Here is a 290-nt window from a genome sequence, read left to right on the forward strand (position 1 = left end):
ATTATAGTTGGTTCTGGTGGTTTAACCACAAACACTAATCCAGCAGGTTTATAACTACTTGTATTAAACCTATCTGCGTCAGCTTGTGTTCTTGCATAACCTATAGTTGCTGAACAATAACGAAACATATAACTCATATCTGTTACACTTGAGGTATCAAATGAGCTTAAGTCTAGTGATGTTGCTGAACAATAACGAAACATACACCTCATATTTGTTACACTTGAGGTATCAAATGAACTTAAGTCTAGTGATGTTGCTGAGCTATAACCAAACATATAATACATATC

Annotated in this window: 1 protein-coding gene; it reads right to left on the reverse strand. The window is 34.1% G+C overall.

Translation table 11 applies throughout. The features are described 5' to 3' along the window. Nucleotides 1–287 (reverse strand): BspA family leucine-rich repeat surface protein (locus tag FQ664_RS28115; RefSeq protein WP_368667998.1); only part of this gene is annotated, 287 nt, incomplete at its 3' end. Nucleotides 288–290: the final 3 nt, after the last annotated feature.

This window comes from Pseudomonas persica, assembly GCF_900291015.1.
Taxonomy (GTDB): Bacteria; Pseudomonadota; Gammaproteobacteria; order Pseudomonadales; family Pseudomonadaceae; genus Aquipseudomonas.